Source organism: Paenibacillus shunpengii, assembly GCF_042684905.1.
Lineage (GTDB): Bacteria > Bacillota > Bacilli > Paenibacillales > Paenibacillaceae > Paenibacillus > Paenibacillus shunpengii.
This window is the reverse complement of sequence record NZ_JBHUMJ010000011.1, coordinates 611,037-632,274: the sequence shown is the minus strand read 5'-3', so window position 1 is coordinate 632,274 and position 21,238 is coordinate 611,037. Positions and strand designations below refer to the sequence as shown.

Sequence of the window (21,238 nt, the reverse complement as noted above, 5' to 3'; positions counted from 1 at the left end):
TAACCTGCATCTTAACTTAAGCAGAAGGATTCGTTATAATGAAGGATGGTGCTTGAGAAGAGCATTCATATGCTCAGTACTATAGTTATTATCGATCGGATGAATAGAAGCCCGATTTAATTGTATAAGAATCAAACAAGGAAGTATTTCCTGATTATAAGGAGGTAAGGACAATGGGATATGATGGCGGAACGTTTGATGTCATCGTCGTTGGTGCCGGTCACGCAGGTGTAGAATCAGCACTGGCTGCTGCACGAATGGGTTGTAAAACGCTGATGGTAACCATCAATCTGGACATGATTGCATTCATGCCGTGTAACCCGTCGATTGGCGGACCTGCCAAAGGGCATGTCGTTCGTGAGATTGATGCGCTCGGCGGTGAGATGGGTCGCAATATTGACAAGACCTTTATTCAAATGCGGATGTTGAATACAGGGAAAGGACCTGCCGTTCATGCGCTGCGAGCGCAGGCAGATAAATTCTCATACCAGCATACGATGAAAGAGACGATGGAGAAGGAACCGAACCTGACGATGCGTCAAGGTATGGTGGATCGTCTGATCGTAGAGGATGGACAATGTATGGGTGTGATCACCCAGACAGGAACGGAATACCGAGCTAAATCGGTAGTTATTACAACAGGTACGTATTTGCGCGGGAAAGTCATTATGGGCGAGCTGATGTATGAGAGCGGTCCTAACAACCAGCAGCCTTCCATTAAACTGTCAGATCACTTGAAGGAGCTGGGCTTTGAGCTCGTTCGTTTCAAGACGGGAACACCGCCGCGGGTGCATAAGGATACGATTGATTTCTCGAAGACAGAGATTCAGCCAGGGGATGATGAGCCTAAATTTTTCTCTTATGAGACTGAAGGTTCAGATAATGAACAGCTCCCATGCTGGCTGACATATACGTCGACTGTGACCCATCAGATCATTAATGACAATCTTCACCGTGCTCCGATGTTCTCTGGTGTAATCGAAGGAACAGGACCAAGATATTGCCCATCTATTGAGGATAAGATTGTTCGCTTCAGCGATAAGCCGAAGCACCAAATCTTCCTTGAGCCGGAAGGCAAGAATACGAAGGAATATTACGTTCAAGGTCTGTCCACCAGCTTGCCAGAGGATGTTCAGTTGCAAGTGCTTCGTTCCATTCCTGGGATGGAAAATGTAGAAATGATGCGAAATGGATATGCGATCGAATACGACGCCATGGTACCGACACAGCTGCTTCCTTCACTGGAAACGAAGCGTCTGCCGGGTCTATTCACCGCAGGCCAGATTAACGGTACATCCGGTTATGAAGAAGCAGCAGGTCAAGGAATTATGGCAGGTATCAACGCAGCACGCAAAGCCCAAGGTAAAGAGGCAGTGGTGCTGGATCGTTCGCAGGGCTATATTGGTGTCCTGATCGATGATCTGGTCACGAAGGGGACGAATGAGCCATACCGTTTGCTCACTTCACGCGCCGAATACCGTTTGCTGCTTCGCCATGATAATGCAGATCTGCGTCTGACTCCATTGGGTAAAGAAATTGGCTTGATCTCAGAAGAACGTTATACGCGATTCCTCGATAAGAAGGAAAAAGTAGATCAAGAAATTGAACGTCTGCGCACAACGAGAATCCGCCCATCGGAAGTGAATGAGCTGCTCGCAAGCCTGGATTCGGCTCCGCTTCAGGATGGTACAACCTTGCTTACGCTGATGAGACGTCCTGAGATTTCCTATCGCATTATTGAACAAATCTCTCCTTCACCTGAAGATTTAAATGCAGAAATGAAGGAGCAAGTTGAGATTCAAATTAAATATGCGGGCTATATTGAGAAGCAATTAATCCATGTAGAACGTCTTCAAAAAATGGAGAAGAAGAAAATTCCAGACTCCATCGATTACAGTGACATACATGGTCTGGCTATGGAGGCGAAACAGAAGCTTGAACAGATTCGCCCGATCTCCATTGGTCAAGCATCCCGTATTTCAGGTGTGACACCTGCCGATATTTCGATCTTGCTCGTGTATTTGGAACATTACAATCGGGTAACGGCATCTAGGGGGTAACGATGGATCAAATACAGCAGCAGCTCCAGGATCGCTTAGATCCACGGGGTATATCTCTTACGGAGAAACAGTTGGAGCAATTTGAGCTTTATTATAAAGAGCTGGTATCCTGGAATGAAAAAATGAATTTGACGGGAATTACGGAGCGGGAGCAGGTCTATACGAAGCATTTTTACGACTCCGTTTCCCTTTCTTTTTATGTGGATATGAACAAGATTCAGACCATTGCAGATATAGGGTCCGGAGCCGGATTTCCCGGTATCCCATTGAAGATTTGTTTTCCGCATTTAAAGCTTACCATTATTGATTCATTGAATAAAAGGATTAACTTCCTTCAACACATCGTAGATACACTAGGGCTTACAGATGTAGAGCTTATCCATGGCCGTGCAGAAGAGTTGGGAAGACGCGTAGGATACCGGGATCATTATGATCTGGTCACGGCTCGAGCAGTTGCTCGACTGGCTGTGCTGAATGAGTTCTGCTTGCCTTTTGTCCGGAAAGATGGCATCTTTGCTGCAATGAAGGGGAGCGATCCTACGGAAGAATTGCAGGATGCAGAATTTAGTCTGAAGGAGCTTAAGGGAAAATTGAAAGACACGCATGCGTTCCAACTGCCGGTTGAAGAATCGGCAAGACATATTATTGTTATCGGCAAAACAAGCAGTACGCCAAAGAAGTATCCTCGGAAACCAGGAACACCGCTGAAAATGCCGCTTGTAAAATAGATAGAAAGAGAATGTTTCACGTGAAACATTCTCTTTTTTATGGATGGATAGTGCACGATTTGACGGGGACTCAAGCAAACACAATCGAGCTACAAGGAGTAGATAGATTCGAATGCAGAGGAGAGGGAAGAAGATAAATCATCTAATTCCTATTCAAGTTCATGTTCCTATTCCAGTCCCATTCGGCTCCGGCTTCTTATTCAACGAATAGGATCTCACGCCGCCACTCTATTTTAAGCTCCACCTGCCACCAAGCTTACCTCTTAGGAAATTACATGGAGTTGTTCAATCATGTTGCTCTCCACTAATCATTTCACCTCTGATGAAATTTCTATAATTGAGTTGACCATTGAATTCTAACTTGTTTAACAGAAAAAAAGAGTAGATTAGGCATGAAACATGTTGTGTTTTCACAGCTTATTTTCATAGCGGAAAAGAAATAAATAAATCGATAGTTGAATAGGATTATGCGAGAAAAAGTGATAGAATACATAGTAGAATGAATGGGAGATTCAGACATCAGTTTGATCTATGTCGTATTAAGATGTCGGAAGCTTCATTGTAGTTCAGTCTGAATATATATCGTGAGTTTATGTCGTATAAAGTGGAGCATCAACACCATTCCTACTGATATTTTTAACTTTTACATAGTCAGGTGTAGCATGCTGTGATTCTTTGTATACCGAAGCGAAGGTAAGACAGTGAAGTGTCCTTCAAGGCACTATTATGAAATTAGGTGGTAATATACGGAATGAAAGAACAATTTTCTAAGTTATTTGGTTTGACGGAACGCAGTAGCGGGGATGAAGTAAAGCAAATTCCGATTAACGAAATTGTCAGCAGCCCGTATCAGCCCCGTACGATTTTTGATGACGAGAAGATTGATGAGTTATGCCAGACGATCAAAACGCATGGTGTTATTCAGCCGATTGTAGTCCGTATTCGTAATTCCCAGTATGAGATTATTGCTGGTGAGAGACGCTGGCGTGCCGTGAAGAAGCTTGGAATGGATCATATTCCAGCGATTGTAAGAGAATTTAATGATTCTCAAGCGGCTTCCATTGCTCTCATTGAAAATCTGCAGCGTGAAGGGCTTACGGCCATAGAAGAAGCAGTTGCCTATCAGAAGTTAATAGACTTACATCAGCTGACACAAGAGAGTCTTGCACAGCGTCTTGGCAAAAGTCAGTCTACGATTGCGAACAAAATCAGACTCCTGCAGCTTCCTGAAGAAGTGAAGAATGCACTGATGGAACGTAAAATCTCGGAGCGACATGCCAGAGCTTTATTGTCACTGGATCAATTGGAGTTACAGCTGAAATTGTTAGAAGAAATCATCAGCAAAGAGCTGAATGTTAAACAAACTGAAGCAAGAGTTGCTTTTTATAAGGAAGCGACAACCGTTAAGAAATCCAAACGTATCTCCTTTACAAAGGATGTGCGACTGGCACTAAATACGATTCGCCAATCCATAGATATGGTGTCTGGTTCAGGCATGGATATTAAGACGAAGGAATCGGATCATGAAGATCATTACGAAATTGTGATTCAGATCCCTAAACGCAAGTAATGAATAGTTCTTGAGCGGCAATTTAGCCGCTTTTTTTAGATAGTAGAGTGGAGTAGAAGGCTTACTGAATTTGAGTCTTTGGTCTGCAAATCTAGTATGAAATGACAAACTTACAAATGAAGTGGTCCAGGCTATCGATCTGAATCATGTATCTCATACCCCAAGGAATGACTTCTATATTTGAGGTGAACGAAGTGTCGAAGATTATTGCCGTAGCAAACCAAAAGGGCGGAGTAGGGAAGACAACGACTTCTGTCAATTTGGGCGCGGGAATGGCCTCGTTAGGTAAACGAGTGCTTCTCGTAGATATAGATCCCCAAGGGAATACAACCAGCGGAGTTGGTATTAACAAAGCAGATGTAGCTCATTGCATTTATGATGTGCTTATTGAAGAGATTCATCCTAGAGAAGCTATAGTAGAGACAAGTATTCATGGCCTGCATATTATTCCAGCGACAATTCAGCTAGCAGGCGCAGAAATTGAGCTTGTATCAACTATATCCCGTGAAGTCAGACTTAAGAAATCACTGCAGCTCGTCAAGGACGAGTATGATTATATCCTCATTGATTGCCCTCCATCCTTGGGCATGCTCACCATTAATTCGTTAACAGCTTCCGATTCGGTCATTATCCCTATTCAGTGCGAGTATTATGCGCTGGAGGGACTGAGTCAGCTGTTAAACACCATTCGCCTTGTACAAAAGCATTTGAATACCTCACTGCAAATTGAAGGTGTCTTATTGACGATGTTTGATGCACGTACTAATCTAGGTATACAAGTGATTGAAGAAGTGAAAAAGTACTTTCAACAGAAAGTATACCAGACAATTATTCCAAGAAATGTACGTCTGAGTGAAGCTCCATCACATGGACAATCCATTATTACTTATGACCCTCGTTCCAGAGGAGCTGAAGTATATTTAGAGTTGGCAAAGGAAGTGATCTCATATGAGTAAGCGTTTGGGTAAAGGCTTGGATGCACTTATACCTTCGCTTTCGATTAACGAAGATGACAAGATTGTGGAAATACCACTGAGCCAGCTGCGAGCAAATCCATACCAACCTAGAAAAACGTTCGATGAAGATTCTATTCAAGAGTTAGCTGAGTCGATTCGACAGCATGGTGTAATTCAACCCATTATTGTACGAAGTGTACTGAAGGGCTATGAAATTATTGCAGGAGAACGTCGTTTTCGCGCATCCCAATTCTGTGGCAAATCTACCATACCTGCGGTCGTAAGAAATTTTACGGAACAACAGGTCATGGAGATTGCTCTGATCGAGAATTTACAACGAGAAAACTTGAATGCAATGGAGGTAGCTGTTGCATACCAAGGGCTGATGGATCAATTTTCTCTCACCCAAGAAGAGTTATCGATGAAAGTAGGTAAATCAAGGTCCCATATCGCCAATTTTTTACGATTGCTCGCGTTGCCTGAGGAAGTGAAGGAGCATGTTTCACGTGGAACATTATCCATGGGACATGCGAGAGCTATTGTGGGAATCAAGGAGCAGAAGGTTGTTAAAGAATTGGCAAAGCAATGCATCCAGCAACAGTGGAGTGTACGGGAGCTAGAAGAAGCCGTACAACAATTAGATCGCAAGAATGAAGATCAAAAAGCAAAGGTAAAACAGAAAAAGAGAGATCCTTATATTGAAAATGTAGAAGAAAGCCTGCGTAATCGATTCCAAACTACAGTAAAGATCAAAGCCAACAAAGACAAAGGTAAAATCGAACTGAACTATTACAGTCAACAAGATCTGGAAAGATTACTTGAGCTGCTGCAATTGCAGTAGGTAGGTGCGACCAAAAGATAGGCAAGGTAATGAAGGGTGTTCGTTTGAGATGACATATCGTCCTCTTACCGTAAGGGAAGATGAGGTATGTCATTTGTTGTGTTTAGGGAGGACTGACATATGAAGGGGAACAGAGAAGGTATCGTCTATTTAGACCATGCTGCCACGTCTTGGCCGAAGCCGGAATCAGTGAGAGAAGCAATGCTGCAGGCGATGGACATCGCAGGGGCCAACCCGGGTCGGGGAAGCCATTCTATGGCTGTACAAGCCAGCAGAGTATTATTTAATACGAGAAGGAAACTGGCAGAGCTGTTCCATATTCATAACCCGAATGATATTGTGTATACTTTTAACACAACACTTGCCTTAAATATGGCGATCAAGGGAATTGTGAATTCGGGGGATCATATCATTACCACGATGATGGAGCATAATTCTGTCCGAAGACCGATTGAGTATCTGAAAACACACAGGCAGGTAGAAGTAGACTATCTACCTCTTGATGATCAGGGACAAATCTCCATCTCCATGTTAGAACAAACCATTCGACATCATACCAAGCTGATCGTTGTCTCCCATAGCTCGAATCTATTAGGGAGTATTCTTCCTCTTGAAGAGATAGGACGAATAGCTAGGAAACATCAAATTCACTTTCTTGTCGACGCTGCGCAAAGCGCTGGAGTTCTAAATATTGATGTAGAACGAATGAGTATAGATATGCTGGCTTTTCCTGGGCATAAAGGATTGCTCGGTCCGCAAGGTACCGGAGGGTTATACATTCATCCCTCAATTGATTTAGAGCCCTTGATCCACGGTGGAACCGGAAGTCAATCGGAAGCGATTGATCAACCAACCGTAAGACCGGACCGTTATGAATCGGGGACCCCCAATACAATAGGTATTGCTGGATTAGGTGCAGGTGTAGATTATGTACTGGAGATGACGACGGAGCAAATCTATCAGCATGAATGGAAACTAACACAGCTGCTGATGGAGGGTCTAGATCAAATTCCTGGTATTCAGACGCTTGGTCCAGACCTGGGAGAACCGAGAAGTGGACTTGTGGCATTTTATAGTGAGAAGATAGATGCTGCAGAGCTTGCCTTTACATTAGATAGGGAGTTCGGTATTGCAGTTCGTGCAGGGTATCATTGTACTCCGCTTGCCCATGAAAGCGCAGGTACAGCGAAGCAAGGTGCAGTCAGGGCTAGTTTTGGTGTAAACTCTAATGAGAGAGAAGTGGCCATATTGCTTGCTGCTATTCGTGAGCTGGCGAATAGGTAAGTAAGGATTCTGCATGAGTCCCAAAAGAACAATGTAAAAGACGTTAGGAGTAGGAGCAATAAATGACAGAAATGAATGAGCTGATTCTGGAACAACTGCCTTTGATTGTGTTTGGGATTGTATTGGTGCTGATCATTTTATTGATCATGTTGATTGTGCAGACGGCTAAAGTCAGTAAGCTGCGCAAAAATTACAACCAATTTATGTCTAGCACGGGCGTAGAAGATTTGGAGTCCCTACTATTGGACCTGAAGGTGCAGATGGATGCGATTGAGGACGAGCAAGGTGTGAATAAAGACATGGTTGCCAGAATGAACAAAAAACTTGATCGAATTCAAGGGAAAATGGGTATTAAGCGTTATAATGCTTATGGTGACCGTGGAGCCGATCTGAGTTTTTCCATTGCTATGCTGAACGAGAAAGAGGATGGGCTTGTCCTGACTGGACTCTACAATAGAGATGGCTCCTACGTATATGCCAAGCCCCTGCAAGGGGGAGAGTCCACTTATACGCTCTCAAACGAAGAGAAGGAAGCCATTACTCTTGCACGGCAAGCAGAGTAGAGCGATTATGCCATTCTACTAGCGCAGCATACAGGCTGTGTGCAATGATGTTGGACATCCGGACAACAAGACTTAGCCGAGTATTCTGCAGAACGAAATATTCCATGAAGCCGCCGACATTGACGATCCCTGTTAAGTGGATATCGCCTACCGGCGGCAGTTCTTTATTTACACCTGCTCCTGGTTTAAGCGGACCTGACGCAACCTGAATGCAGCCCACACTGGAGGCTTGACCTAAACAGGCATCAATCCCGATAATATAGGGATCTGTGTGCTTGCTGTATATCATTGTGAGCGTATCCTGAAGATTCATGGCGTGAACCGGATCTTCCAGCGTCCCATAGAGATGGAAGAAAGGGCTGTTATGCTCGGATAATGCGGTTCCAACAAGTGGGCCCAGGCAGTCGCCTGTAGATCGGTCGGTGCCAATGCATACGATAACGATCTCTTTGAGATTAGGTGCCTCAAACAGGTGAAATAATAAACGATGAATAATAGCTGAATGTACTCCCGGATCGGTATGCTGTAGCTTTAAACCAGGCATGTCCTGTAAATTTATCGCTTTTGGAATCCGATTCATAGCGCACTATCTTCCTTTCGTGCTTGGATTAGTAGTAAATAGTATATGGAAGAAGCTTGGTTTTTATACTTAGTGCAATTCGTATTGATAGACTGGAGGTATAGGATGGAGTTGTGGCTGACCATCGCATTTGATTCAACGCAGCAGGCACTTCGCGCAGAAATGCTGCTCGACTATGCAGGAATTGATATCGATACCTATCCAACGCCGAAGGAAATAACGGCAGGCTGCGCGCTGTCCATCCAGTTTCCATCGGAGGATTTAAGACAAGTCCATCAAATCATCGTGAGTGAAAAAGTGGAGATTCGCGGCATCTATGAAAAAAAAGGTGCCGAGTATATACAAGTCGATTGTTGTGAACACGAAGGGGAGGAGTATTAATGTGGTTTGAAGCATCAGGAACGACTCCTGAAACGGAAACAAATGAATCACCGGAAGAGACTTCTGGAACGGCGGGCACAGCGCCGACGGAAGGAAGTACCGATACCGGAACAGATACAGGAGGAAGCGCTCCTGATCCAGCGGCTACCCCCGATGACGGAACACTCACTGAAAATGTAGGGGAAGCCGTTCAAGGGACCGTTGATGAAGCCAAGCGTTTAAGTGATGTCTTCTGGAATTGGGTCACGGACACCAACATGTGGATTCATTACGCAGGAATTGCACTGCAGATCATTATTGTATTTATTCTGACCCGGATCGCGATTAAGGTGCTTCATAATGTCATTGATCGGTCGCTGCTGAATCGGCAGTCAGAGAGAAGAATCAGAATCAATAAGAGACGTGTAAACACAGTAGGCGAGCTGCTCAAAAATGTGGTCTCTATCGTATGTAACTTTATTCTTGTACTCCTCATTTTATCTCAAATGGGTGTAAATCTTGGGCCTGTACTCGCCAGTGCCGGGGTACTCGGATTAGCGATCGGTTTCGGTGCGCAAAGCTTGGTCAAAGACATTATTACCGGATTCTTCATTATATTAGAGGATCAGTTCGCGGTGGGTGACGTTGTTCAATCAGGGACGCTGAAGGGAACAGTGGAGGTCATTGGTCTTCGAACGACAAAGATTGTTAGTTTTACAGGAGAAGTTCATATTATTCCTAATGGAACAATTACGACCGTAACCAACTTCTCTATGGCCAATTCCCGTGCGGTTGTGGATATCCCGATGAAAGGGGAGGAGCAGCTGGGAGAGAGCATGAGAATGGTAAAGGAAGCTGTTCAGAACCTTCCTGAGCGTAACAGCAATGTCTTAATGGTTCCGGAGGTTGTTGGCATACAATCCATGACAACCGCTGAATATGTAATTCGAGTAGTGGCGGAGTGTCTGCCCAATGCCAATCATGAAGTGGAACGTCTAATTAAAATGGATGTAAAAGAAGCACTGGAACATAAGGAGAGCGTAAGGCTTGCTGAACTAGAAGCCGCCGCAGCTACTGAAGAAAATACGGGGGATGGTTCGAATGGAGCGTAAAGTGTTTAATCTGGGGGACATCGTTCAGATGAAAAAGCCGCACCCTTGTGGAAGCAACGAGATGGAAATTATTCGTATGGGAATGGATATCCGAATTAAGTGTGTAGGCTGCAAACATAGTGTACTTGTACCACGCGCTAAGTTTGAAAAGAATTTTAAGAAAGTGCTCCGCTCGGCTGAGGATCCGCAAGGGCAAGCGTAGGCTCAATCAGTGCTTGCCAACAGACAAGCAAAAGTGTATAATATAAAGTGCTGCGGAAAGGTACCCAAGAGGTTATAAGGGGACTGACTCGAAATCAGTTAGGCGCCTTGCGGCGTGCGAGGGTTCGAATCCCTCTCTTTCCGCCACACCATTTAACTGTTAACTATATAGAGATTAGGCCCTGCATTGAATGCAGGGTCTTTTGTCGTTAGGGACGTGAATGTCAAGGGTGCTTGATTGATGCTTGTTGTCTATAGTCACCAAAAAAGGACCCTTTCGGGTCCTTTATGGGGGGCAGTGCATTTTTTAAAGAAAACATCTTCTACGACAGCTTCGGTTAGAAGCTCGGTGTACTGCTACGCAATACCAGTGCATCTGAATCCATAATTACTTCATCAATTGCACATTACCTTCCGCTTCTATCGCCACGTTAAAGACCCTCCTTCAAATGAATAAGTCCGGCTCTGTCTTCAAATCATCCAACGGAACCACACCTCTCTGTGAAGCACTGCCTTGATTGTATTATATCCGCATCAGCGAATTATAACCGGGAATTATATTGGTAAAGTTTGGATTTACAAAGATCGAGCTTGCTTACGTATAACATGACCATTCTGATCGCTTTTCTGCTCATAGCCTTAGTGAACTCGGGCTTTGGTCAGCTTCTTCCATTTTCGATTATGGTTTGAGGTTTCAGGGAAAGTCTCTCCTTTTTTTAGATTGATTCGCTTCGGATCGTTGATCTCGGTATGGAAGCTTCTTTCACCAATCTCCGTGTACTCTCCATCATTAGGTGCTTTATCTCCTGGTTCAAACTCGGTTTTTTCACCCATTTGAAATGCCCTCCTTCATTATTCTGATTGAAAAATTGTGTCACATTGGTTATTGTGCGCAGTCTCTCGCAGGAACATGTCTGATCAACATTGGTAAAAGAGAACATGTGCTTGCACTCGTTTATTGAAAATGGTATATTGATATGGTGCGAGTTTAATCTCGTTCCTTGCTCTTAAGCGATGACTTGAGGGCCTTAAGTCCATAAGGAGGTGCTAGTATGCGCAAATACGAAGTGATGTACATTATTCGTCCTGACATTGAACAAGAAGCTGTTCAAGCTGCAGTCGAAAAATTCCAAGGCATCATCTCCAACGGCGGTGGTGAAATTACAAAACACGACGTTATGGGTAAACGCCGTCTTGCGTATGAGATCAAGAAATTCCGTGATGGTCATTATGTGTTGGTTAACTTCAACGCTGAACCAGCTGTCGTTTCTGAAATGGAACGTATCATGAAAATTTCTGACGAAGTAATTCGTTATCTCATCACGAACGACGTTGTTGCTTAATTCGTTTCAAGTGATTTTGTAAGAACTACGCTCAGAAGGAGGGGATTAGATTGTTAAACCGAGTCATTCTGATCGGCCGGTTAACTCGTGACCCAGAATTGCGGTACACACCTGCAGGGGTAGCCGTAACGCAGTTTACAATTGCTGTAGACCGTCCGTTTACAAGCCAAGGCGGGGAAAGAGAAGCTGATTTTATACCGGTCGTTACCTGGAGACAGCTAGCGGAAACTTGTGCAAATTATTTGCGTAAAGGCCGTTTGACAGCCGTCGAAGGGCGCATCCAAGTAAGAAACTACGAGAATAACGAAGGAAAGCGTGTATACGTAACCGAAGTTATTGCAGATAACGTTCGTTTCTTGGAATCCAACCGTGATGGCGGCAACGCGAATAATAACGGTGGTGGTATGCGTGAAGAGCCTTCTTATGGAGGCGGCGGCCGCGGGAATAATAGCAATAACAATTTCTCACGGAACAATCAGGATCCTTTTTCCGATGACGGAAAACCGATTGATATTTCGGATGATGATTTGCCATTTTAGAGAGCGTAACATCTGAGAGCAAGAAAATGCTTTAAGACCTCAGTAAAACAAGGGGTTTTAAAGCATTTTAACTGTGTAATGGTAATCTTCATTTACGACCAGCATCCACGGTTTATTAAGATCGCATGATGTTGAGTAAAGTGTGTAATACGTTATGACAGTCAATGTAGTCTAGTGATGATGACCATCCTTATTTCAAGATGTGGGTGCAGCCCCGTAGTGAGAAGTTGGGTGTGGGTAAGTCGTAAGACTTATCCACACCCAACTTTGAACTAGGGGATAGCCAGAGAAAGCTTATTACGTTTGACCAATATGCATAATGAAAGGAACGAGAGTATAACAATGGCATTTGCACAAAGAAATGACGAAGAACGTGGCGAAAGAAAGTTTGCTCCACGTAGAGGTGGCAAAGGTAAACGTAGAAAAGTTTGCTACTTTACAGTCAATAAAATTACTCATATTGATTACAAAAATACGGAAGTTCTTAAAAAGTTCATTAGTGAACGGGGGAAGATTCTTCCTCGCCGTGTGACTGGAACAAGCGCAAAATATCAACGTGCTTTAACAGTTGCAATTAAACGTGCTAGGGCGGTAGCGTTGCTTCCGTACACAACGGATAATATCTAGGAAAAAGGTGTGTTGGCCTTATGGCAACACACCTTTTTCTATGGCAGCACAAAGGAGTTCATTGTACCCGCGGCGGAAGAGCATTGCATATGCGAATCGTTCCTTTTGTTTCTTGAGTTTAGTCCGGAACTCAACTATGATAATTGACAATTAGCTCCATAATAATAGATGATGGATGATATATACACTCAAGTTCGGTTAAAGTGGGAAAACATTGGCTGAACATCATATAGTATTGATCTTGGTGGTGATGAATATGGGTAATCTGAAAATTGAAAAAACTCTCAATGAGGCCGGAAAACGAAATGTAGTAGTTGTGGATGAGGACTACAACATTGTCGAGGAAATAACATTGTTTCTTCACTATTTAGAAGAGAAGGGGCACTCTGAGAACACAATCGAAGGTTATAGTAGAGACTTAAAGGAATATTTCACTTGGTTAAACGAAGTGGGGCTTAAATTTTACGAGGTTAGGAAAGCGGATATGTTTTCTTGGCTTGAGTATTTGAAAACGAAAGTCGGAAAGACGGACAAAGAGAAATCTGCAAAGACAAAGAATAAGTATATGGCAACAATAGCCTCATTTTATCGATTTTATGAAGTGATTGGGGGCTTTGTGACGGAGAACCCATTAACTTATAAAGATGATTCAAAAAACAGACATTTCCTAGTTCAGAAAGTTAGTCGTAAAGATATGGGTTTTAATTTCTTCCGAGTTAAAGAGAAAAAATCAGTTAAGGGTAAGCGTTTGACTCGGGAACAGGTTGAAAAGCTCTATCAAGGACTTGAGATGTTACAGTCACATGAGAGCTTAAATGCCCGAAATCAGTTATTGTTCAGATTTCTTTATGAAACGGGTTGCCGGATTAGTGAGGCATTAGGTCTTCGTATAGGTGATTATGAGATTCAAACAAAAGTTGGGGTTATAAAGGTAAAAGAGCATGATCCACTATACCATAAAGACCACAACATCAAATCACTAGAAAGGGAAATACCCGTCAGCAGAGATATTGTCTTTGCCATAGAGGATTATATCTTGTATCATCGCCCTGATGATGGAAAACATCTTACGATATTTGTGAATCATGAAACCAGCCCTGGCCAATATATGATCCGCGATACGATAACAAAGCTCTTCAATAAGCTATCTGAACAAGTGGGTATTAAATGCACTCCTCACATGCTTAGGCACACCCATGGAACCGAACTCACCGAATCGGGATTTGATATGCGTTATGTCCAAGATAGGTTAGGTCATAATGATGTTAAGTCTACGAGTAAGTATCAACATTTGTCGCTTGAAGCGAAAACAACGGCATATGAAAGCTTCATGCGTCAGAGAAGGAGCGCGGAGTTGAATTGAGTAGAGCGTATATTTCAACAGTTGATACAAAAACTGATAGATGGGAGGTTCCGTATCAATCGAGTTATGGTGATAAATTATCTTTTGAATTTTCATATTTGCCAAATAAATGGTTCAAGAAAATACATAAGCAAATAACAATTGAATGCATGAGTCTAGGGAAGCCGAGCGTCGAAACACTGTATCGATATAATTATTCATTGAAACGGTTCTTTGAATTCCTGAAAGAATACAACTTGAAAATTATGGATTATGCCGATTTATCGCACCAAATTACTCAAATGTATATTTATTATTTACAACAGATTCATTTAGCAAACTCTACAAGATCGGTTGCTATGTCTGCACTAAAATGGGTAGTAGAACATGGGCAGTTTTTTGAGTATGATGGTTTTCCGGAGGGACAGGTTTTTGATGGAGATGAGTACCAAGCACTGAAGCAAGATGATGTTTTAAGGACAAGGTATATACCCGATAATGTAATGGAACAGATTGAAATAGCTTTAAAAAAGGAGAATAACATCCTCTTGAAGTCTATTGTGGAGATCGGCATCGATTCGGGAATAAGGCTTTCAGAGGTTTTGGACCTAACCGAGGGTTGTATAACTGAAGATTTTACAGGAAAACCCGTATTGTATGTTTTCTCTCCGAAAAATAAGGCTGACAGATATATCCCCGTATCAAATCGAGTCAAACGGGCAGTTCAACTACTTGAACAATACTCAGAAGTGGCCAGGAAAGAACTTGCAACAAACTACATTTGTCTTTACTGGCAAAAACGGAATATACGGTACGCCAGACTGCTCCAAAAAATATTTCGAGATAAACTTTATCGGTTTGTCAAAAAGTATGATATCAGAGATAACAATGGCGAATTATACCCATTAACCTTTCACGCATTTAGGCATACGCTTGGAACGGACATGCTAAATAAGGGCATGAGCATGTTTGAAATTCAAGAATATCTAGGTCACGAATCATTGCACTCCACAAGCTTATATGCAAAAGTCCAAAATCCAAAAGTTGAAAGCGAATATAAAAAGCTTGGATTTATTGGCATGATAGTCAAGGAAATCAATGAGAAGGAACTTGGTCAAGGAAAGAATCTCGACACGGAAACGCTATTGTCTGCTTCATTGCCTGATGGGGCTTGTCAGAAGCCGATAAATAATGAGGGCAAGATATGCTCTAAATTTAATATGTGCGTGATCTGTCCTAAGTTTATCACGACTCCCGAACACTTACCAATTCATAAAGACCATTTGGATCGTCTCAGAGCCAACAGAGAGGCATATATGGCTCAGGAGTATATCGGGACGACACATCATCTTGAGACTGTTGAATACGCCTTAGAAACGATTATAGGGCGTTTGGAGGCGATGCAGAGTGGTTGAAAGTATAAAGCTTCAATTGTTTGATTACAACCCCCTAATACCCCAATCAGATTTCCGTTGCGGTAATAGTAAATTCTCAGACAATGTATGGGATTTTAACGGATTTATTAATGTAGAGCATTTGTCTGGCAAGAGGCTTATGATTGATTTTGAATTTGTTGTTGATAAGCCCAAAATGCTAGAAGTAATAAAATGGTTTATGCATCATGAGTTAACCACGGGCAAGTTTTCAACTGCCAAACGAAATTTAGACGGTGTTGTTCGATTTTCTAAATTTATAAAAGAATATGCGCCGGAAGTGGAGTCGTTTTCAGAAATTGATCAGATTTTATTGGAGATGTATTTTACGTATTTGCCTGAAGCGAAAAGCGAGACAAGCGGTCAGTTAATAAGTTCTGTTTCAATCAAGAAAAGTGCATTGGCGTTAAAAGAAATCTTATTAAAGGGAAATATTAAAGGCTGGGATGTTCCAAAAGATGTTCGATTTGTTCAGGGTATGTACAATGAGCTCATTATTAATAACAAAGCGTTAAAGAAGGATGCCAAGCAAGCAGAGCAAGTAAACATTGATAAAATTTCGGACGAACAGTTGATCGATCAGATATTGCGTAAAGCAGTAAGTGATTTAGATATGGACGAAAATATACTTGTTGCAGCTAGCGTAGTAGTTGGATTGCAGCTTGGACTTCGCATTAGCGAAATCATTACGATGTATAATGCCTCCATTGAGCCAATTGGCGGAGAAACTAAATTAGTATACAACACCGGTAAACTGCAAGCCGAACCTACGAGGGTGTATAAACCAGCGAATGCCCTTGTCGTACAAGCCATTACGAAAGTTGAAAAATACACGGATCCGTTAAGAAAAGAATCGGGCTTACCGTATTTATTTCTTAATCGAATACGTAATGTCAAAGGATATCCCGTGGGTATAGTTTCCCATGCAAATTGGTCAAAGAATTTTCTAAGACCCTGGCTTCAAAAACACAATCTCCGATATAAAAATGGAGATATTGCTGATTTTTCATCTCATACATTCCGCCACGCTTGCGCTACGTATGCTTTAAAAGGCGGGGCCTCTCTGGAAACCATACGGGAATTGTTAAATCACAAGTCCATTAGAGGTACACAGCACTATACACACCTGCTTCAAGAGGATGTAAGGAACAAGTTCGCGAAAGTATTCAATGAAGGCGAAGTTCTTGTTGGTAAGCAGGCTCTTCAAATAAAAGAAAAACTTAAAGTAATTAACCCATTCAAAGGAAAGACCATCGAACAAGTTGATAAATTGCGTAAAGCGCATAAGATTCAAATTTTGTCACATGGACTTTGTCTTCACCATCCAATGCGAAATGAACCTTGTGAAGGCGACGGGGTATGTTTAGGATGCCGCAATTTTTTGACTACTCCGGACTTTCTTGAAGTTCATAAAGGCCGGTTGAAAAAAATTCGTAGCGAATTGGCATCTGCACCTGCTGGAGGTCCTTATGAGAACAAGTTAAAGACAATTGAAAAATACCTCGTAGGAATTATTGATGAGTTGGAAACCCAGGTGAATTATTCCGGAATTGATAATCATTCAGATTACAATATCACACCAAGCGAATGGGAGGGAATGGCATGAGTGACCCTTCTAAAGAAAATAAACTCGTTACACTGGAGCGTATCGAACAAGCAATAACAAACCTCCGAAAAGGAAAGAAAAAACTGTCCATATCAGCGATTGCTAAAAAAGCTGGCATTGAGCGAAAGACGATCTATAATCGTCCTGATCTTAAGGAACGCTGTGATCAAGCCATTTTGCTGCAGATGGAAATTGAAAAAGGGGCAGAAGAAATTGCAGCTACTGCAATCGAAACGTCAACCAGACCAAGCGGCAAAAGATTGCTTGAGAATCGGTATGAAAAAGTTAAGCAGGCGCTTCAGAATGAGAAGGAAAAGAACGAGAAACTTCTGGAAATATGCAGAAAACATGTCATAGAGAAAGCACAACTAAAATCTCGCATCGAATATTTAGAAAATAAAATTCAAGAACTAAGGGATAGGCAATTGAAACCATTCAAATAAAGGCTTGTGCTTGACCGCCACCATGTGACGAGCCGCACGCTGGGAGTCGCGCACGGCTAATAGAAATAAACATAAATAAAGGTTTCGTATACATGCCATATAAGCAGCAACCCTTACCCGTATAGGAACGCAACACCTTACAATCCGGCGAGCTTTTGCAGCCGTTGGGCAATCTGCATAAAATCCTCATTCGAGATGCCAGGGGCAAATTCTTCCGGCACTTCTTCAAGATCGGGCACTTCCCCTCCTTGGGGAACTCCTCTGACGACTTCCAATCGCTCTCCGTCGGAAGGGTGGGATCCTTTCCAGATTTGAGCGATATCTTCATAGTCTGAATCGCTAAACGTATATAACTTTCGATGAATTCCCTGTTCTTCGTATTTGCGGGTCGCATCAAATGCCCGATTCTCCAGATTGGGAATAGGGAGCATTTTTTTGACGTCGACTCCGGTCATGATTTCAAGCGCCTTCGCGTAAGCAAGCACATGAACTCCCCCGCGGACCAGCAAGTAACCCGTCATTTCGCGGGCGACAGGATGATCTGTCATCTCGTACACGCGCATCTTATGGGTGCGGGCGCCGCATTCGAGAAAAAAGTTATGAAGCAGATCGAGTACCAAATTGCCACTGTTAAAGACATAATCACCGTTCCATGCTTTGCCCATCGAATCGCCGGGCAACGAGGTTTGAGCCGTTGCAATAAAATGGTAGGTATTGCGTTTGTCAAGCCCGTTGCGCAGAGGGGCCGCATCCGGATCTGCCGGAAATGTGGAACCGGACAGGCATAAATTAATGGAATTCATCACCAATTCCACATGGCCAACCTCCTCCGCCGTAATGCTGGCCACAAGTTCATAAAAGGGCTTCAGCTTTTTTTTGCTGCGAAAATTCGAAGATTGGACCAAATAATTATTCAACGTAGACATCTCCCCGAAACGGCCGCCTAATAGTTCCTGCACAGCCGCCGCGGCGTTGGCGTCCGGATGTTTGGGAACAGGCAATGCAATGGGCAATCGATTGATGCGCTTGAACATGGCGGTCATCATCCCCTTATCAATTTGATGGTTCTTAGTATCTTTATGACAGGGGACGTTTGTCTCATGCCGCGCCGGAGTGCTAAGAGGGCATAACCCAAATCATTTGCTGCGTGCGCAGAAAAAATGAGGAATTGTCTGTTTGCAGCAGGACATGATCTGGTTTCACGTCGGTTATCGTACCCCGAACAGGGCCCCGAAACGTTTCAATAACCACCGTCTTTCCTTGAAGCGAGCGCAAGGTGTGATAAAAATACGGGTCAACCAAGGTTACTGTGGATAATGCGGGATTTGCCGTTTCCCTGTACATTCCATTTGGATAAGCATACACGTTGAAATCTCCTCCTCGATCTCTGTTTCCTTTTAGCCTATGCTGAAGAACGGGAGGTTGTGTTTCCATCCGCGTCTAGACAAACAACCCGATAAAAATTACTGGAAACCGGGCGGATGCCGTTGTCGCTTCTATGCGTCTGCCATAGACTGATGCTGTAAGTTCAAAATTCACCTACCCAAGGAGGAATGGTTTTGAATGCAGTTTACTAAACAGGCAATGCCCATGTTTACGCATGACCACGCCGCTTATGTCAGGCAAATGCACGACTGGCACATGAAAATGGCTCAATATCACGACCAATTGCGTGCCTTTCATCTGGAAAGAGCGAAACAATTTCAAAAGCTGGCCGAAGAAAGAGCGAAAACGTCAGAAATACCCAGCGGCACCAGCGCCGCTTAAAGGCGAACCGACATGGAGCGATGTGATGAGTTGGCAGCATTCCGAATCAAAATCTGGGACCGTTATGTAACCCTTCGTTCCCAATATGGAACCCGGATGCCTTTGTCTTTCGATCAGTTCTGGTACGACTTTTTGGCCAGGCACATGATATCCGACAGCAAGGTTGAGAAAGTGTATGAGGACTTCTGCAACAACTGGGAGAAGCAGTGTTCGCAAAATGTTCACGATTCAAGCCACCGGTAGTAAAATCGGTGGTTTTTTCACGAACCGACTCATAATCTCAAGACTGCCAACAACCCGGAACTGCGAAGCATGTTTTTTTGTTATATCGGGAAAAATAATACATGGACTGAACGCGAAAGGCAGGGAGACGATGCGTTGGATCGGTTGGTTTAAAAAGCAAGACAAAAGCGATACGCCAAAAGAAGCCGATACCCAACCTCCTGCAGGTAACTTGTCTCCGCAGCACGTGCAGCAATTGTTTCACGATATTCACGATGCACAAGTGCATGAGTTGGATGCGGGAGGGCGGAAAGTCAAGCTGTTCTACATCCGTTCCTTTGTGGATCAAAATCAGGTCGAAAGCGACATCGTGCTTCCCCTTTTGCACGCCCCGGACGAACAAGCAGGACAAAAGGTGATTTCCGAAGATCGGGTGGACGTAACGACGCTGCAGCAAACCGAAGAGCTCATCTTGCAAGGAGGAATCCTTGTTTTTGATGAAATCGGGAACGTTTGTGCAATCAAAAAGCAGAATCAGTTGGGCCGCGCCATCGATTCTTCCGAGCAGGAATCGATTGTGTACGGCCCTAAAGACAGCCTAACCGAGCAGTTGGACAAAAGCTTGAGCTTAATTTGTTTCAATCCCCAGAAGACTATGTACATCGCTGGTTGGTAAGCACCTTCCTGCGGGGACTTCGTTTTGTCGCGTTTGTAATTGCTTTGTTTTTGACCCCGGCTTACGTAGCGGTGACGGTTCATCATTATCAGGTGGTTCCTTTGGAGATGCTATTTCTTCTGATGTAATCACGGAGTGAAATTCCATATCCACCGTTCTGGGAGGCGCTGCTCATGCTGCTGACTCTGGAAATATTAAAGGAAGCCAGTTTGCGCATGCCCACCAAATCCAGCCAAACACTCGGCATCGTAGGCGGTATTGTCATCGGTCAAGCAGCCGTGGAGGCGGGAATCGCAAGCAACGTGATGGTGATTGTAATCGCCATTTCCGCCATGCCTCCTTTCTCGTTCCCAATTATTTAATGACAAATGCGAGCAAGCTTCTTCAATTTTCACTGTTGATTCTGGCGGCATGGCTTGGCATGTGGGGTATCGGTCTTAGTTTGATCTGGTTCTGCATCCACCTGCATGGACTGACTTCGCTCGGGCAGCCGTACTTGCAACCACTTAGCCCGTTTTTTGCTAGCGACTGGAAAGATACAGTGCTTCGTTTGCCGCTATCCAAAATGCGTACAAGGCCAGCTTATTTGAAGACGTTGCAACGGATGCGCGTAACCGGGAGGAAACCGTGATGTCCCCCCCTGTGCGTCCGGTCAGTTTGTATTCGATTTCAGCGCCTTTCGGATTTTTGTCCCTCGCTTTCTGGGCAAACCGGATGCAGATGGCTGCATTCCAGAAGGAAACCGAGTTTATTACGAATCATGATATGGAAGTACACAGCCTGGCTCAATCCATCGAATAAGATCTTGTCGATATGGAAACGGGCCAGCGTGGTTTTGTGATAATCGGAGAAGCGCAATATTTGGATCCTTATAATAACGGGAATTAAAACTGGCAGACGTACTATGACGCTCTGTTCGGACTTGTCGCCGATAACCCGGACTAGCAGGAAAAACTGAAATTCAAGTCGCCGGAGAGAAAGTGAT

26 protein-coding genes, 1 tRNA gene and 1 pseudogene are annotated in these 21,238 nt (G+C 43.5%); 24 read left to right on the top strand and 4 right to left on the bottom strand.

The window, feature by feature from the left end:
- Positions 1-173: 173 nt before the first annotated feature.
- The 7 genes from mnmG to ACFSVM_RS24920 all read left to right on the top strand — a co-directional run bounded on the left by mnmG (position 174) and on the right by ACFSVM_RS24920 (position 8,002).
- Positions 174-2,060, top strand: a complete 1,887-nt coding sequence (gene mnmG, locus ACFSVM_RS24950; RefSeq protein WP_379265191.1) for a tRNA uridine-5-carboxymethylaminomethyl(34) synthesis enzyme MnmG — start codon at positions 174-176, stop codon at positions 2,058-2,060.
- Positions 2,061-2,062: 2 nt separating this feature from the next.
- A complete protein-coding gene (gene rsmG / locus ACFSVM_RS24945; RefSeq protein WP_379265189.1) occupies positions 2,063-2,788 on the top strand; it encodes a 16S rRNA (guanine(527)-N(7))-methyltransferase RsmG in 726 nt (241 codons plus the stop codon).
- A 751-nt stretch (positions 2,789-3,539) separates the two neighbouring features.
- A complete protein-coding gene (gene noc, locus ACFSVM_RS24940) occupies positions 3,540-4,358 on the top strand; it encodes a nucleoid occlusion protein (protein WP_047912563.1) in 819 nt (272 codons plus the stop codon).
- A gap of 194 nt (positions 4,359-4,552) precedes the next feature.
- Positions 4,553-5,314, top strand: coding sequence for a ParA family protein (locus ACFSVM_RS24935; protein WP_379265186.1), 762 nt, complete (start codon positions 4,553-4,555; stop codon positions 5,312-5,314).
- On the top strand, positions 5,307-6,155 hold the full coding sequence (locus tag ACFSVM_RS24930; protein ID WP_076314145.1) for a ParB/RepB/Spo0J family partition protein: 849 nt from the start codon (positions 5,307-5,309) through the stop codon (positions 6,153-6,155). Before ACFSVM_RS24935 ends, ACFSVM_RS24930 begins: the two co-directional genes overlap by 8 nt.
- Before the next feature lie 120 nt (positions 6,156-6,275).
- Positions 6,276-7,439, top strand: coding sequence for an aminotransferase class V-fold PLP-dependent enzyme (locus ACFSVM_RS24925; protein ID WP_379265183.1), 1,164 nt, complete (start codon positions 6,276-6,278; stop codon positions 7,437-7,439).
- A gap of 62 nt (positions 7,440-7,501) precedes the next feature.
- Positions 7,502-8,002, top strand: a complete 501-nt coding sequence (locus ACFSVM_RS24920; protein WP_379265181.1) for a DUF4446 family protein — start codon at positions 7,502-7,504, stop codon at positions 8,000-8,002.
- On the opposite strand, the gene yyaC is transcribed toward ACFSVM_RS24920, so the two are convergent.
- Positions 7,977-8,582 carry a spore protease YyaC gene (gene yyaC / locus ACFSVM_RS24915; protein ID WP_379265179.1) on the bottom strand — a complete coding sequence of 202 codons (606 nt, stop codon included), beginning with the start codon at positions 8,580-8,582 and terminating at the stop codon, positions 7,977-7,979. The genes ACFSVM_RS24920 and yyaC overlap by 26 nt on opposite strands.
- 105 nt (positions 8,583-8,687) lie before the next feature.
- On the opposite strand from yyaC, the gene ACFSVM_RS24910 reads away from it, so the two are divergent.
- The 4 genes from ACFSVM_RS24910 to ACFSVM_RS24895 all read left to right on the top strand — a co-directional run bounded on the left by ACFSVM_RS24910 (position 8,688) and on the right by ACFSVM_RS24895 (position 10,402).
- Complete coding sequence (locus tag ACFSVM_RS24910; protein WP_076314149.1) at positions 8,688-8,963, top strand: DUF3343 domain-containing protein; 276 nt, start codon at positions 8,688-8,690, stop codon at positions 8,961-8,963.
- On the top strand, positions 8,963-10,054 hold the full coding sequence (locus tag ACFSVM_RS24905) for a mechanosensitive ion channel family protein (protein WP_379265176.1): 1,092 nt from the start codon (positions 8,963-8,965) through the stop codon (positions 10,052-10,054). The genes ACFSVM_RS24910 and ACFSVM_RS24905 overlap by 1 nt, the downstream gene beginning before the upstream one ends.
- On the top strand, positions 10,044-10,256 hold the full coding sequence (locus ACFSVM_RS24900; protein ID WP_076314150.1) for a DUF951 domain-containing protein: 213 nt from the start codon (positions 10,044-10,046) through the stop codon (positions 10,254-10,256). Before ACFSVM_RS24905 ends, ACFSVM_RS24900 begins: the two co-directional genes overlap by 11 nt.
- Before the next feature lie 54 nt (positions 10,257-10,310).
- Positions 10,311-10,402, top strand: a tRNA-Ser gene (locus ACFSVM_RS24895).
- Between the two features lie 492 nt (positions 10,403-10,894).
- Here ACFSVM_RS24895 and ACFSVM_RS24890 read toward each other — a convergent pair.
- Positions 10,895-11,089: a YjzC family protein gene (locus tag ACFSVM_RS24890; RefSeq protein WP_076314151.1), complete on the bottom strand. Its 195-nt coding sequence runs from the start codon at positions 11,087-11,089 to the stop codon at positions 10,895-10,897.
- 218 nt (positions 11,090-11,307) lie between these two features.
- On the opposite strand from ACFSVM_RS24890, the gene rpsF reads away from it, so the two are divergent.
- The 7 genes from rpsF (at position 11,308) to ACFSVM_RS24855 (ending at position 17,588) form a co-directional block, all read left to right on the top strand.
- Complete coding sequence (gene rpsF / locus ACFSVM_RS24885; RefSeq protein WP_091159897.1) at positions 11,308-11,598, top strand: 30S ribosomal protein S6; 291 nt, start codon at positions 11,308-11,310, stop codon at positions 11,596-11,598.
- Between the two features lie 50 nt (positions 11,599-11,648).
- Complete coding sequence (gene ssb, locus ACFSVM_RS24880; protein WP_090725042.1) at positions 11,649-12,137, top strand: single-stranded DNA-binding protein; 489 nt, start codon at positions 11,649-11,651, stop codon at positions 12,135-12,137.
- A 342-nt stretch (positions 12,138-12,479) separates the two neighbouring features.
- Complete coding sequence (rpsR, locus tag ACFSVM_RS24875) at positions 12,480-12,764, top strand: 30S ribosomal protein S18 (RefSeq protein ID WP_023559051.1); 285 nt, start codon at positions 12,480-12,482, stop codon at positions 12,762-12,764.
- A gap of 214 nt (positions 12,765-12,978) precedes the next feature.
- Entirely contained in the window at positions 12,979-14,127 is a 1,149-nt protein-coding gene (locus tag ACFSVM_RS24870; protein WP_379265173.1) for a tyrosine-type recombinase/integrase, read from the top strand.
- A complete protein-coding gene (locus tag ACFSVM_RS24865; protein ID WP_379265171.1) occupies positions 14,124-15,521 on the top strand; it encodes a tyrosine-type recombinase/integrase in 1,398 nt (465 codons plus the stop codon). Before ACFSVM_RS24870 ends, ACFSVM_RS24865 begins: the two co-directional genes overlap by 4 nt.
- Positions 15,514-17,145, top strand: a complete 1,632-nt coding sequence (locus tag ACFSVM_RS24860; RefSeq protein WP_379265169.1) for a tyrosine-type recombinase/integrase — start codon at positions 15,514-15,516, stop codon at positions 17,143-17,145. Before ACFSVM_RS24865 ends, ACFSVM_RS24860 begins: the two co-directional genes overlap by 8 nt.
- Positions 17,142-17,588 (top strand): DUF6262 family protein, encoded by a 447-nt coding sequence (locus tag ACFSVM_RS24855; RefSeq protein ID WP_005828377.1) that lies wholly within the window; start codon positions 17,142-17,144, stop codon positions 17,586-17,588. The genes ACFSVM_RS24860 and ACFSVM_RS24855 overlap by 4 nt, the downstream gene beginning before the upstream one ends.
- 137 nt (positions 17,589-17,725) lie before the next feature.
- On the opposite strand, the gene ACFSVM_RS24850 is transcribed toward ACFSVM_RS24855, so the two are convergent.
- Both ACFSVM_RS24850 and ACFSVM_RS24845 read right to left on the bottom strand, forming a co-directional pair.
- A complete protein-coding gene (locus ACFSVM_RS24850) occupies positions 17,726-18,622 on the bottom strand; it encodes a manganese catalase family protein (RefSeq protein WP_054943616.1) in 897 nt (298 codons plus the stop codon).
- 82 nt (positions 18,623-18,704) lie between these two features.
- Entirely contained in the window at positions 18,705-18,953 is a 249-nt protein-coding gene (locus ACFSVM_RS24845; protein WP_379265167.1) for a YuzF family protein, read from the bottom strand.
- Positions 18,954-19,151: 198 nt separating this feature from the next.
- Here ACFSVM_RS24845 and ACFSVM_RS24840 point away from each other — a divergent pair, with 198 nt between their 5' ends.
- From ACFSVM_RS24840 to ACFSVM_RS24815, 6 genes and pseudogenes are all read left to right on the top strand, one after another.
- Positions 19,152-19,355 carry a hypothetical protein gene (locus ACFSVM_RS24840; protein ID WP_028407024.1) on the top strand — a complete coding sequence of 68 codons (204 nt, stop codon included), beginning with the start codon at positions 19,152-19,154 and terminating at the stop codon, positions 19,353-19,355.
- Positions 19,356-19,385: 30 nt separating this feature from the next.
- On the top strand, positions 19,386-19,598 hold the full coding sequence (locus ACFSVM_RS24835) for a hypothetical protein (RefSeq protein ID WP_379265164.1): 213 nt from the start codon (positions 19,386-19,388) through the stop codon (positions 19,596-19,598).
- Positions 19,599-19,728: 130 nt separating this feature from the next.
- Positions 19,729-20,253 carry a spore germination protein gene (locus tag ACFSVM_RS24830; protein ID WP_035316911.1) on the top strand — a complete coding sequence of 175 codons (525 nt, stop codon included), beginning with the start codon at positions 19,729-19,731 and terminating at the stop codon, positions 20,251-20,253.
- Positions 20,211-20,884 (top strand): annotated as a pseudogene (locus ACFSVM_RS24825) (spore germination protein). The gene ACFSVM_RS24830 and the pseudogene ACFSVM_RS24825 overlap by 43 nt, the downstream one beginning before the upstream one ends.
- Positions 20,884-21,054: a hypothetical protein gene (locus tag ACFSVM_RS24820; protein ID WP_007779739.1), complete on the top strand. Its 171-nt coding sequence runs from the start codon at positions 20,884-20,886 to the stop codon at positions 21,052-21,054. The pseudogene ACFSVM_RS24825 and the gene ACFSVM_RS24820 overlap by 1 nt, the downstream one beginning before the upstream one ends.
- A gap of 12 nt (positions 21,055-21,066) precedes the next feature.
- A complete protein-coding gene (locus ACFSVM_RS24815; RefSeq protein ID WP_081494688.1) occupies positions 21,067-21,141 on the top strand; it encodes a CHASE3 domain-containing protein in 75 nt (24 codons plus the stop codon).
- The last annotated feature ends 97 nt before the right edge of the window (positions 21,142-21,238 follow it).